The 13,100-nt window shown below is 54.6% G+C and carries 9 protein-coding genes; 5 read left to right on the top strand and 4 right to left on the bottom strand.

Annotated features, from left to right (window positions below; all coding sequences use genetic code 11):
• The first annotated feature begins 32 nt into the window (after nt 1-32).
• The 3 genes from ACR3ES_RS18695 (at nt 33) to ACR3ES_RS18685 (ending at nt 4,463) form a co-directional block, all read left to right on the top strand.
• Nucleotides 33-1,853, top strand: a complete 1,821-nt coding sequence (locus tag ACR3ES_RS18695; RefSeq protein WP_170434645.1) for a hypothetical protein — start codon at nt 33-35, stop codon at nt 1,851-1,853.
• A gap of 82 nt (nt 1,854-1,935) precedes the next feature.
• The gene (locus ACR3ES_RS18690) at nt 1,936-3,141 is read left to right on the top strand and encodes an O-antigen ligase family protein (protein ID WP_480493574.1); all 1,206 of its coding nucleotides are present in this window, start codon (nt 1,936-1,938) and stop codon (nt 3,139-3,141) included.
• Nucleotides 3,142-3,251: 110 nt separating this feature from the next.
• Entirely contained in the window at nt 3,252-4,463 is a 1,212-nt protein-coding gene (locus ACR3ES_RS18685; protein ID WP_480426392.1) for a glycosyltransferase family 4 protein, read from the top strand.
• 251 nt (nt 4,464-4,714) lie between these two features.
• Here ACR3ES_RS18685 and ACR3ES_RS18680 read toward each other — a convergent pair whose 3' ends face one another.
• On the bottom strand, nt 4,715-5,506 hold the full coding sequence (locus ACR3ES_RS18680; RefSeq protein ID WP_480634739.1) for a sulfotransferase: 792 nt from the start codon (nt 5,504-5,506) through the stop codon (nt 4,715-4,717).
• 503 nt (nt 5,507-6,009) lie between these two features.
• On the opposite strand from ACR3ES_RS18680, the gene ACR3ES_RS18675 reads away from it, so the two are divergent.
• Both ACR3ES_RS18675 and ACR3ES_RS18670 read left to right on the top strand, forming a co-directional pair.
• Entirely contained in the window at nt 6,010-7,314 is a 1,305-nt protein-coding gene (locus ACR3ES_RS18675) for an oligosaccharide flippase family protein (RefSeq protein WP_170434651.1), read from the top strand.
• 79 nt (nt 7,315-7,393) lie between these two features.
• Complete coding sequence (locus ACR3ES_RS18670) at nt 7,394-8,554, top strand: glycosyltransferase family 4 protein (protein WP_170434653.1); 1,161 nt, start codon at nt 7,394-7,396, stop codon at nt 8,552-8,554.
• 18 nt (nt 8,555-8,572) lie between these two features.
• Here ACR3ES_RS18670 and ACR3ES_RS18665 read toward each other — a convergent pair whose 3' ends face one another.
• From ACR3ES_RS18665 to ACR3ES_RS18655, 3 genes are all read right to left on the bottom strand, one after another.
• Nucleotides 8,573-9,568: a glycosyltransferase family 2 protein gene (locus ACR3ES_RS18665; RefSeq protein ID WP_170434655.1), complete on the bottom strand. Its 996-nt coding sequence runs from the start codon at nt 9,566-9,568 to the stop codon at nt 8,573-8,575.
• A 71-nt stretch (nt 9,569-9,639) separates the two neighbouring features.
• Nucleotides 9,640-11,172, bottom strand: coding sequence for a glycosyltransferase family 39 protein (locus tag ACR3ES_RS18660; protein WP_170434657.1), 1,533 nt, complete (start codon nt 11,170-11,172; stop codon nt 9,640-9,642).
• Nucleotides 11,173-11,269: 97 nt separating this feature from the next.
• Nucleotides 11,270-12,841: a carbamoyltransferase C-terminal domain-containing protein gene (locus ACR3ES_RS18655; protein WP_170434659.1), complete on the bottom strand. Its 1,572-nt coding sequence runs from the start codon at nt 12,839-12,841 to the stop codon at nt 11,270-11,272.
• Nucleotides 12,842-13,100 lie beyond the last annotated feature (259 nt).

Raw genomic sequence — 13,100 nt, 5'->3', positions numbered from 1 at the left:
CGTGCAGGTACACAAAGGATAGTGAGACAGGTGTGAATGTCTCGAATGCCATACCGGACAGAACCAGCGAACTGCAGTTGGTTGAGGATCAGGTCGAACGCCTGGGCCTTGTCGGTGTGCGCGCAATCATACGGCGCAATCTGGCCTTGTTCCTGTCTGTTTTCGCAGCGGTCATGCTGATCGCCAGTTTGGTCTTGCTGTTCAAAGACAGGCTCTACGCGACTGAATCCGTCATCGTTTTAGACGACCGCAGGGTCACAATCCGTGCAGACTTACGCCCGATCGCAAATCTTGAAATCGCGCTGTCCGAAGTTCAGACCGAGGTCGAAATCATCCGGTCCCGGGATTTCGCTCAGGCGGTTGTCACGCGCCTCGGGCTGGAAAACGACGACACCTATAATCCGTTTCTGATACGCCCCCCCAGAATCTTACCAACCCCGGAACAGAGCCTGACGGCCACAACAACCAAGCTGTTGGAAAGATACGTGGTCTCGCCGTTCCGAAACACACTTGGGATAGGTATTCAGGTTTATGACACGGACCCGAACCGCGCCGCGCTGATCGCCAACGAGATTGCGCAGACCTATATCGATCAAACGCTTGAGATCCAGCAGCGCAGTGCGCTTGAGAAAATCGACCTACTGACTGAACGCATGGGCGTCATGCAACAAGAGATCTCGGGCATCGAGGCCGAGTTGTCTGACCTGATCCTGACCAATCAACTGGACGACACCGACGCCGGTACGGCCCTGAATGCCGAAATACGCAATGTAGCAGCACGTCTGCAATTCCTCCGTGAAAGCGATGCGCCCCAATCCGAGATAGACCCGTTGGAAGAACGCGCAGACAGGGCCCGAGCCCGGCTTGAGCAGCGATCCAAGGCGGCGCAGGAACGTATTACACTGGAACAACGCCTCGAAGATCTTTTGACCCGTCGAGAAATTCTGTTTCAGCGCAGCAGTGACCTGGCGGTTCATGCCGGGTTGATGGCACCGCTGGCGCGCCAGATTTCGGTGGCACAACCACCCTTGGAACCGGCCCTGCCGAACCGAAACACCGTATTGGCCGGCAGTTTCGCCAGCGCGCTGGTAATCGCCTTCATTGCGGTTCTGCTGAGCGAGATGCTGAACAAAAGGCTGTTCGTCCGACGGTCGCTCCATCCCGCATTGGGCTTGCACGGCGCGCTGGCCTTTCCACGCTTTCCCCGCGCCGCGCGCAGCAGCATGGCGACATTGCTCGATATATTCGATCAGCGCATGCCGCCCGATCCCCGCGCAGAAGGCGCACGACATATCCTGTCGGTTCTGATGGACCGACTGTCGCAAGACGGATCGACGCGGATGATGATCACTTCATCGTCTCAGACCGACCGGTCGGCATTTATCACACTGTGCCTTGCTGTGTCTGCTGCAGGCGACGGACTGCGCGTGCTGTTCATTGATCTTGATCCAAGCGATGACCCATCCGTCGCTGGTCTTTTGCCGCGCCGCCAATCGCAATACGGCTTGCCGTTGTTGTTGGGAAACGCCTTGTTGATGGCTCAGGAGGCTGAAGAGATCACCGACAAGGTCAAGTACGTAAGGCCGTCGACGGACGCCCACATCCCGGTTGATCTGTTTGATTCACATAACATGTGGTCCGGGTCTGCAGCTCTTGCTGATCTATATGATAAGATTGTCATCCACGTTCCCCCGGTTACCGAGAACGCTGTTTTAGGCAGACTGCTGCCGTTTACAGACAATGTGGTGTTTGTCGTGCGTGATCAGTCATCAGATGTTGAAGAAATTGTCCGCTCTTTGGAAAAACTGCACCAGTTGAACCTGAACCCGATCAAGCTGGTGAATTTCGGGTAGGGCGGGGTTTCAATCTATGCTGGGCTCTCATAATCAATTGACGATTGGACTCGCGACAAAACCGGAATCCCGACTGGAATTCTTGCTGGTTGCCACTGCCGTATTTCTCTCTCCTCTGAACTATTTCCGTCCGAGTTTTGTGTATTTCACACTCGGGGATTTCTTCACGTTCCTGGCCTTTTTGGTTGTGTTACTTAGCGGACGGCTTCCTCTGCGTCCCATGGGAGCGGCTTCGGCCTTGTGGTTTGCGTCGGTGCTGGCATTTCTGGCCGGTTTCGCCGCCGCATCGATTATCAACGGCAACGCGATGGACGGGGCACTTGGGCTACTACAGTACTGCTTTTCCTTCGTCCTGCTGCCATGGATCATCCTGCGCCGGTCCCGGAAGGAAACCCAAACTCTGATCTTCCTGTTTGTATTGTCGATCGCACTGGCAATGCTTCACGGGGCTTACTATGTGAATTTTGTGCCCGGGCGGAACGACTTTGTCAGTGGCAGCGGACGGCTGAGCGGGTTGTTCGAACGCGAGAACGAGTCCGGTATTTTGGCCGCCTTCGCACTGGTGTTTCTGATCTGGTTGCGCTCGGTTCGTCGAGTAACAACCGTAGGTGCTATCCTTTTGTTTGTCCCAGTGGTTTACGGCTTGCTGCTGACAGGCTCGAACACAGCGTTCTACCTTTCGATCCTCGGCATTACACTCTTTGTGGTGTTAACAGGGTCTGTAAAGGCCACCGCCGCTCTTACAGTTGGCGTTGTCTTGTTCTTTATCGCCGCCGCTCTGTTTGGAGAGCTTTTCCTGCCCGAAGTCTTTCAAGAGCGCGTATTTTCCGCCCTGCGCAATGCAGATATCAGCGAATCCGGAACGATCGATGATCGGCTGTTTTTGATCCTCGAAGCCATGCGGTTTGGTGAAAACACAACATGGCTGGGGTTTGGGATCGACCAGTACGAAGAAAAAAGCGCCATTGGCGCCCCGGTCCACAATGCCTACCTTTTGACGCTGACCGAGGGCGGAGCGGTCTCTCTAATTGGTTTGGCCGGCCTGTTCGCGTCCGGGATTTACGTGATTTGGCGCTACAACATGATTCATGGCGGGGCCAAGGATACGGCGTTGGCGGTCACCATATTGATCATGCTGGTGATGGTTCTAAACACCGCACCGCATTTCTATGGCCGGTTCTGGCTGGCGCCCTGGATGCTGGGTCTTTCCGTCTGTCTCACGGCACGACCTGCCATGGCCCCATCCGCGTTGACCAACCAAGTGAAACCCGCACAACGGGCTTATTGATTTGTTGACATGCCCTACAGCGTCAGCACAGTTTCGGCCCGGATTGGTTTAAAACGTTGATTGTTCCGCATCGCAGCGGTTTGAATGACAAGTGACTGGAGTGCGTTGTGTTGCAAACACTGGAACCCCTTCAAACCGGACAAGAACAGCAGGACCGAAAAATCGCGGTGGTTGCGAATCTGACGTCTTCTTTGGTGAACTTTCGCTTTGATCTGTTGCGCGAAATGGCTCAGAGGGCCGAGGTGATCGCCTGTGGTCCGGAACGCCACGAGGCCAGCGAGGCCGCTTTGCGCGAGATCGGCGTCAAATTTGTGCCCTTTCCAATGTCGCGGACCGGGATGAACCCCATGGAGGATTTCGGAACGCTCCGGGCCCTTAAGCGGATATTCAATGAGTTTCAGCCGGACACCGTGTTTGCCTATACGATGAAACCGATCATCTACGGCTGCCTTGCGGCACGCATGGCAGGTGTTCCGCACAGATACGCGATGTGTACCGGGCTGGGCTATGTGTTCAATGCCGAGAACACCAGTCTCAAACGCAGATTGGTCCGCGCTATTTCTGCCAACCTGTACCGGGTGTCGCTGAGCGGTGTTGACGAACTTCTGGTGTATAATCAGGCAGACGAAGAAGAGTTTCGGGCCCGTCGGATGGTTGGCAACGGGACCCGGTTGAGCATCGTGCCAGGCTCAGGCGTGAACCTGACCAAATATGCCCGGTCCAGCCCGCCTGACGGACCGCCCGTCTTTCTGATGATTTCCAGACTTTTGCGCGAGAAGGGGGTTTTTGATTTTGTCGAAGCAGCCCGCATTCTCAAACGGGATCATCCGGCGGCACGGTTTCAGATTCTTGGCCCGATGGATGCCAACCCCGATTCCGTGGGGCAAAAGGAGATCGATGCCTGGACCCGTGAAGGGGTCGTTGAGTATTTGGGCGAGACCACCGATGTCCGCCCGTACCTCGCCGACTGCTCGGTGTTTGTGCTGCCGTCCGCCTATCGCGAGGGCATTCCGCGCACGATCCTAGAGGCGATGTCGTCCGGTCGCGCAGTAGTCACATCTGACGCACCCGGTTGCGCCGATCCCGTTCTGCAGGGTGAAACGGGCTTTGTTGTCCCGATGCGGAACCCACAGGCGCTCAGCCAAGCCATGGCGCGATTTCTGGAAAACCCCGATCTGATCCTGGATATGGGGTCGGCCGCTCGCAGCCGGGCGGAGTCCGTTTTTGACGTGCGGCGGGTCAATACGATCCTGTTGAGGAAAATGGGGCTTTTGGCGCCGACCGAACACCTAGTGCCCGTCGAAACTCCGGGCGACTTCTAATAGATTGGCAGGTCGTGAAACAACGGCTCAGCGTCCCCAAAAAGTAATTATAACCAGTAGCTTGCTCAAAAACTGTTGAACCTACGGGATTCCCCTAATTTCTGCCGAGATCCTCCTTTGTTAGGTTGTACCCAACATAGAGGTAATACCGGTGAGGCCTAACGGCTCTATCACTCACTCGGCGAAAATGACCAGCATTTGGGGTGCTGGTCATTTGTTTTTGGGGTCACGGTTTCGCAGGATGTCCGGGGTCAGCGGGCTTCGGGTGGCAACTGATAGCCATACTTTTCCAACTCCAAACCTGTCAGCTCCTTCAGGATCGCGTTCGAGTCGGCAAAGGCCCCTTCGAATTGCATCGCAGCGCGCTTGGCCATGCGGTCTTCCAGCATGCGGTCCAACGCGCGGGGGAAGATCCTGCTCAGGGGTCCGCTCAGTTTGCCAAATCGACGGGTTGCATAGGGAAACGGGATGATCGCCCCAGTGCTAAGTTGATTGTCGCTGAAAATACGGTTTACCGCCCTCTGCAATACCTGAAAGCTCTGTGACCGTTTCTTGTTGGTCTTCAGAAACTCGCGTTTTGGTGTCTCAACACCCAACGACCCGCAGAGGTGCGAAACAAATGTGTCCGAGTCCTGTACAAACTGCTCGTATGTCAGACCGTGCACGCGTTCGGGACCAAACAGTGTCTGATAATACTTGAACAGCCGGTCATACCGGTAAAAGTCTGGGCTGAACATCGGAACCCGGCGCATCATCGGTTCCGTTTGCGCCAGATACCCTTTGAACGACTTGTGGCCGCCATCGGTGATGTACTGACTGTACATCGACAAGATGCTGGACAACTGCTCGCGGAACACAATCAGAATATGGGCCTCGGGGAACGTTTCCCTCAGACGCTGCGCGATTAAGGGGCTGTCGAAGCCTCCTGACGCCGGATAGCCGGAAAATCGTTCGTGTGAAAAAACGGCCACTTTCCCTGAATCGTGTGCGGTTTCAAGAAAACCCGCGTATTGTCCACGAACGGCGGACGCGTCAAAGGTCATTGGTTGCGGCAATACGAATCTATTCGAAAGGACGTACTTCCGCTCATCAGGAGGACTGACAAAAGGGCCATCTGACGCCGCAAAAAGCTGTTTCTGCAACGACGAAGTTGCCGTCTTGTGATACCCTATGTGAATGAGAACTTTTGCTTGTTCCATAAAACGTTAATCAATACCCAAAGTCGATCGACCACCCAAAAATCTCACCTTGGACAAGGCAAGTAACCGTACCATTCCACCCCGATTCCGGCGGGTTCCAAACCAATGTTTGTATGTTCAAAACCGGTTCCCCAAAACAGGACTGGATTTCCCCATCAAACTGCGCTTTCGTAAAACGATACAAGCGTAAAAAACAAAATGATAGAAGTAGTGGCGACCAGAATCGCCAATTTAATGGTTTGACGAGTGATGAAAGGTATTTGACCTGCGACGAGTACCGAGGGTTTTTTGCACCATGCTTTTAGGGGTGCCCGGGATTGCACCCGGACCAACCGCCAAGTGACGCGATGATCGGGTTTGATGCCAGGTCTTTGATTGGGCGGCTTGCCAAGAACATGTCATGGCTGTTCTTGTCTCAAATTCTTATGGCCGTTTTCGGACTTGCAACATTGATCATTACCGCACGTGCCGTGGGACCCGCCGCAGTCGGTATCCTGGCGCTGGTGGATGCCTATGTTCAGGTTCTGGATCGGCTATGCCGCCTGGAACCCTGGCAAGCGGTTATCAAATACGGCAGTGACGCCTTGACCGAAGACGACACGCATCGATTTGGCCACCTGATAAAACTGTCTGTGGTTATTGATATCATAGGTGGTCTCTTGGCGGGAACGGTGGCGATCCTGCTGGCGCCCACGCTTGCCCCTTTGATTGGCCTGCCAGAGGATGGCGGGTCCTCTTACATTGTCCTTGTCGCGCTGGGTTTGTTCCTGTCCTTGCGACCCACCGGCATTGCCGTTCTGCGTATCCATGACCGGTTCGACCTGCTGGCGATTTCGGACATGGTGGTGGCAGGGCTGCGTCTGGTCGGGACAATAATTGTTTTTCTGTTGGATATGGACCTATGGGCATTTCTTGCGCTGATGCTCATGCATCAGGTCCTGACCGGGCTGGTTGCCTTTTTCATCGCGCTGAGAGAGTTGCGGCGGCGCAACCTGCAATCCTTCATGTCCCTGAAACTGCGCACAGCGCTGCGGCAGAACCCTGGCTTTCTCAGGTTCCTGTGGAACTCGAATTTCAACGTCGTCCTGCGACAGTCGACCCAGCGGTTGGATGTACTGGTTGTTGGGGCTTTGCTGGATGTGACTTCGGTCGGGTTCTATCAGGTCGGCAAACGGATCATGACCAATATCGTGCGCGTCGGGGGGCCGATCCGTCAGGTTCTCTATCCCGAAATGACCCGCCTCTGGTCAGCCGAAGAACATGGACGGTTCTGGAAACTGGTGCGCTATGTGTCCTTCGCGATGTTGGGGCTCTCTCTGGCCATCGCGGTTCCGCTGGCCTGGAAGATGACGGATCTGGCTGTGCTGTTGTTTGGCCCTGAATTTGCTGGTGCGGCACCGGTGATGACGATCCTGATGTTTGCGGCGGTCATCTACTTGGGTGGCCTGGCTCTGAATCCAACGCTTTTGAGTATGGGGCTGGACAGGGCACTGGTGCGCACGACGATGGTTGCTACTGGAGTTTTCGCGCTCTCCTTCATTCCGCTTTTGTGGGTTTTGGGGATCGAAGGCGTTGCCTTATCCCATGTGGTATTCAACATAGTCTGGACGACCGGCTGCATCCTGGCGATACGGTCCTATCTGGCACGATAACAGGGGACGCAATCAACTTTAGCATTTCCCGATTTGACCCCCGCAATTAGCCAGAAATTTATGATTAACGAGACGAGCAATGACGAAACGTATTCTGTTTCCTTTTGAAGGCGACACCGTGATCGGTGGCAGCCATGTATCAGCCATGAAGCTGGCCGCCGGCCTGGACCGAACGAAATATGAACCTTACATCGTGATCCACTATCAGGACGGGCTGGCCGGCGAGTATGCCCAATCGCTGGGGCTGGAGTATGAGGTTTTAAAAAAACCAAGCCTGATGTCTCCAGGACAAATCAGCTATCCCGGTGATTGCGGCCCTGCACGGTATCTGATGTCGAGTGTGCCGGGGTTCATCTCGGTCCTCAACCGGATCAAGCCGGATATCGTGCACACCAACGAAGGACGGATGCACTCGAACTGGGCCTTGCCGACGAAATTGTCAGGGCGAAAACATATCTGGCATCATCGTCAGGATCCTAAGGCCTTTGGCATCAACAAACTTGCTCCGCTTTTGTCGGATCACATCATCAGCGTTTCGCATTTTTCAAAACCCAGAAATCCGGTGCGATCCGTGGACAAGAAATTTACCGTCATTCGCAGCCCTTTTGATTTCAACCCTCATCCTCCGGACCCGGCGCAGGCCCGACAAGCCGTCCTTGACGAGATGGGTTTGCCTCAGGACGCTCTGCTGTTGGGGTATTTCGGAAACTTCGTTCCGCGCAAACGCCCGGATCACTTTGTCAAAGCGGTGGCCGCCATTCAGAAGCAGATGCCGGATGTTCCTGTGCACGGGTTCCTGTTCGGCAGCGTTGTTGACCGGGGAAATCAGCTCGATAAGGAATGCGAGGACCTAGCTGCCGAAGCGTGGATGGAAGATCAGATCCACATGATGGGGTTTCGGCAACCGATTGACGGATACATGGCCGCGATGGACGCCAATCTGGTCACGGCTCTGGATGAACCATTTGGACGTACCTTGATCGAAACAATGTATCTTGGCACCCCGGTTGTCGCCACGCGGCACGGCGGAAATGTCGAGGCGATTGTCGACGGGAAGAATGGATTTCTGGTTGATGCCTTTGACGCGGCGGCCTTTGTGGACCCCGTGCGACGCCTTCACCAAGACAGCGAATTGCGGGACGGAATCATTGCTGCAGGCCAGCGTCACGCCAGGGACAACTTTGGCATGGCGATCCATATCGACAGCGTCTGCAAAATCTACGATCAGTTGCTGAGCTGAGCGGAGAACAAACCGCGTTTAAACAGCGGTTTTTTTTACGCGGGCGACGCCGGGATACTGCAGGTAAGACAGACGTCTACTTTCCCGTCGTCCTCGCGCCAGCGAGTCCAAAATTAGCGCGCAGACCACCGACAGCATTGCCGCGACAAACCCTGAAACCGCGACAACCAGCGACGGCATTCGCGTGACAAAGCCTGTTTCGAGGAATTCGCCCAGAACCGATGCAAAAACCCACAGCGACGGCACGAAGACTATTGCGGCCAGCGAGAGGAAAAACGACATCGGCTTTTCTTCTTTGATCAGAAGACTAATCATTTTAAGGATTCGCCACCCATCTCTGAACGTAGATAGTTTGGAGTTTGAGTCGGGAAGGCGTTTGAAGTAACTCGTCTGAAGCTCACCAACCGGCATTCGCATCTGCATTGCATGAACCGTCAGTTCGGTTTCGATTTCAAACCCATCAGAGACAGCCGGAAAACTCTTGACGAACCGTCTGCTAAAGACCCTATATCCAGACAGCAAATCATTAATCTTGCTGCTGAAGAAAAACTTAACCAAACCCGTGAACAGCGCATTTCCAAACTTGTGCCCAGGCCGATAAGCTTCGGATTCCTTGTTCACACGAGCACCATTCACCATGTCCAGATTCTGGGACACCAGCAAATCCACCAGTTCGGGCGCAGCGGAACTGTCATAGGTCGCGTCACCGTCAGCCATGATGTAAACATCCGCGTCGACATCCGCGAACATGCGACGCACCACGTTTCCTTTACCTTGCGAAGGCTCTGTCCGCACGATCGCACCAGCGCCATGTGCAATCTGGATGGAGTCATCCGTCGAGTTGTTGTCAAACACATAGATTTTCGCCGTCGGCAGAGCCTCACGAAACTGCGCGACAGTCTCTCCGATGGCCACAGCCTCGTTGTAACAGGGCAAGATGACCGCGATATCCAACGCTTGGTGAACAGGAGAAACTGCAGCACCAACTCTGAAATCCTCACTACTCTGTTTCATGAGTATTATTGCCCTCAATATCGTGTCGACTGTGTTGGTAGCACCGTATTGAGGCAAAAATACGGACGCGGCTAATTTACCGGCAAATACAACAGGCTACCATCCTCCGTACGCACCAACTCCGTCAGGTTAAGGTCCTCGGTCAGTTCCTGCTGCGTCGGGAGGTAAAACCGCCATGTTACCTTGTCAAAAAAGGCCAAAACCGCATTGCCCTGCCGCAGGTCATCATGCATTTCGGCCAATAGCATTTCGTACGGACGGCCGGGCAACGGTTTGCCAGTGCGGCGATTGAATTTCATCGGCAGCCATTCTGTGTCGCGTTCGGTCAGCAGATGCACGATGTCGGGCGCGTTAGTATAGACGAATGTGCCGGGATCGAGTTTGTTTATCTCAGCGACCAGAGGCGACCGAAACCACTGCGGCCCGGCAAAAAATATGCCCTCGTCGCGGTACTCGGTTATGAGCTTACCGGTTCTTGCCAGATTAGCTGCCAGAACCAACGCGCCAAAAATCAGGAGACACACACCTACTAGACTCTGCAATCGAGATCCCGCGCCAGAACGCAGCAGGCTGCTGTATTGCGCGCCAGTGATCACGATCAGAACATAGACCGGTGCAAAGTAAGACGGCTTGAGCGGCAAGTTTGGCTCGATCAGCAGAGACAGGAGTAAAAGAGCGAAATGGCCAAAGATGTAAACCGCCGCGATCAGGGGAAAGGCTGCAACCTTGTCGTCGCGGTTGGGCGGCGTGGTCAGGATACGATCACGCGACTGTTGCCAGACAATGGCGGCCAAAATAGCAATCAAGGCAAGCGTTGCCAGCACTTTAATGACGGTCGGAACAACGTTGGGAAAGAACGTCACCCAAATCGACGTTGCGCCCTGTAACAGCGTCTCAAAAGTGGCATTACCTAAGAATCCGAACTCGCGTCCAAGGCCTGTGCCACCGGTGCGTGCCTCGATTATACCCCACAAGACCAGTGGCAGGATGACTGCCCCAAGAAAAGCAATTGCATGTAGCACCCGCGTTTTCGCATTGCGAGGCCCCAGAAAGGCCACGGTCAGCACGCCAACCACCCACACGGGCGCTCCATTGAACCGGGTTAGGAACACCAGATCCGAGACAAGACCGGCCAGAATCAAAAACGTCAGCGCGCCGGACCCAGCATAAAAGCTGAGCAAAGCCAGAGTGACCACCAAGAGAAAGATAAACATGGCTTCGGACAGCACAGTGACATGCAATTCGAACACCAGCGGTGAGGTCAGGACCAGTAGCGCGGCCAGGGCGGCAATGGTTCTCGAAACACCGAACCCGCGAACGAGGCCAAAAACAATCACGCAGTTCAGGATCAGGAACACGGCGTTCAAAACCGTTGCGGCCGCAATGCTGTCCAGGCCAGTTGCGGCAACCATCTTGATCGCCCAAAGGTACCCTGGTGAATTGCCTTGCAGAAAATAAGGAAAATCCAAGTAATAGGCTGAATCGGGACGGATTCCGATGCCCCAAGGTGTCGCAATAACAAACAGGATAACGGCCAGTACCGACACAGCGGCGGCCAGAGCGTAGTCAGGTATTCCAAGGCGATGTGAACGGACAGCGCTCATAGCAGGCCTCCTTCAATGCCCTCAAAAAGCAAAAACGATACGTATGTCATAATACTCTTCTTCGTTTGAATGTCTCAGATCGACACAGGCGGTCCGTTTACCCCCGATCGATTTCATAAAACGTGTTACCGGCCACAAAACCGTCCAGCTCGACCTGCCGAGCGTAATGGCCAAGATCGCTGGTTGTGTTGATAAAGCCCGAATTACGGAAATTCAGTGATGTATTACACAATACACCAACGCCTGAGATCGATTTGAACTCCGTCAAAAGGTCGTGAAAAAACGGGTTCTGGTCGCGCCGCACGGTTTGCACGCGTGCGGACCCGTCCACATGGGTGACTGCGGCCAGATTGGGATCGGTCACCTGGTGAAAGCTCAGCATGTACGGAGATGACCCGGTCATATCAAAATGCAGACTGGCGTCTTCTTCCAGGCAGGACGGCGCAACGGGGCTGTTTTCGGCGCGTCCTTTGATGCGATTCAACCGGGCACGCGTTTCCGCCTTGAACGGGGCCGCCAAGATCGACCGGTTGCCCAAAGCACGGGGTCCGATTTCGCAATTGCCGCGGGTCCAGCCAATGATTTTCCCCTCGTACAAGGCCTGCGCAACGTCTTTCAGGTTCAATTCCGACGCCCTCAATCCATCAAGATCGACCTTGTCATCTGAAAAGGACTGACCGGAATACACGGACCATTTCAGCTTGGCGCGCCCGGTAAAGTGGCGCATCGCATCGACCGCAGTGCCAATGGCACATCCCGAATCCCCCGTTGTCGGTGGCACGAACACGTTGCGGAACAATCCGCTTTTTTCCCATTTTGCGTTCCAGTTGCCATTCAATCCGCAACCGCCTGCGATGATCAGCGGGTACCCGTCGCGCAGATTGGTTTCAGCAAACTGATAAAACCGTTCGAAAATGGCGTCCGACAGTTTGGTCGCCAGATTTTTCAGCCTCTGGCTGTCCGTGCCGATATTGAAGAAAGGCGAATTTACGAATGAGCTTTTGCGCAGTGGATCCGTGGCCGTGTCAATCGACAGGAGTTTGTCGATCAGCGCCTGTTCATCCTCATCCGCCGGACCCGGTTCCCCAAACGCGCATGCCGCCATGAGGCGACCAGGGTCCGCCGGGCGCAAGTCGCCGCCCGAGATTGGAAAGTCGGGATCAGCCAGTGCATAGAGAAACGCAAAGCGTGTGCCGGGTGCGGTCATCACCTGCCCACGGTGGTGTATGTTGAGGTCACGGTCAATTTCGTAAAAGTCACCCAGCGCGCCTTCCCAAAGCAGCACATAGCAAGGCTCGCCCTGCGCATATGGCGACAGGGCATAGCTGCACCAGATATGGGCACGCTCATGGGTCGAGGTGTAGTAGTCGACCGTCTTGCCAAAGAAGGTGCGCTTGCCGACGGTTTCCGAACCCGCTCCAATGCCGAAATACCCGGCTCCCGACATAGTCACATGATCCAGGCCGTTGCTGGACCAGCCACTCAGCGCCAAGACGTCAGGCAGGTCCTTGAACCACAGTCCGGCGTCGATAAAGGTATCCGGGGTGACAGGCGTGTACCTGGGAAAGCTGTTCTTTTCCGCCTCGTATGAGAACAATAGGCTTTCATCGATGCAGTCCACGCCAGCGACCGTGCCATCATGGCCAGATTTGAACGATAGAATCTTCATCCCTTGTGCCTCATCAATTCTGCCGATCTAAAATCCAGCGAAATACACCGGCAAACATCTTGGCCGGACCTTTCAGGGCATTGCCCCGATCTCATTGATTGATTTCTCAAAATGCATGCCAAAACCCGCAGAGTCTCACGGGATCATAAACTGGCGCCATGGGTACATATACAAACCTGAAAATCGAAAACCGAACCAAATGCCACATTGATCGCACCTAGCCTAACAGAAGGGACAGGGGGCGTGTAAACACTCTTTT

The sequence above is a fragment of the Ruegeria sp. B1 genome, assembly GCF_056535885.1.
The sequence above is the reverse complement of the archived record's forward strand: the minus strand, read 5'-3'. Positions and strand labels throughout refer to the sequence as shown.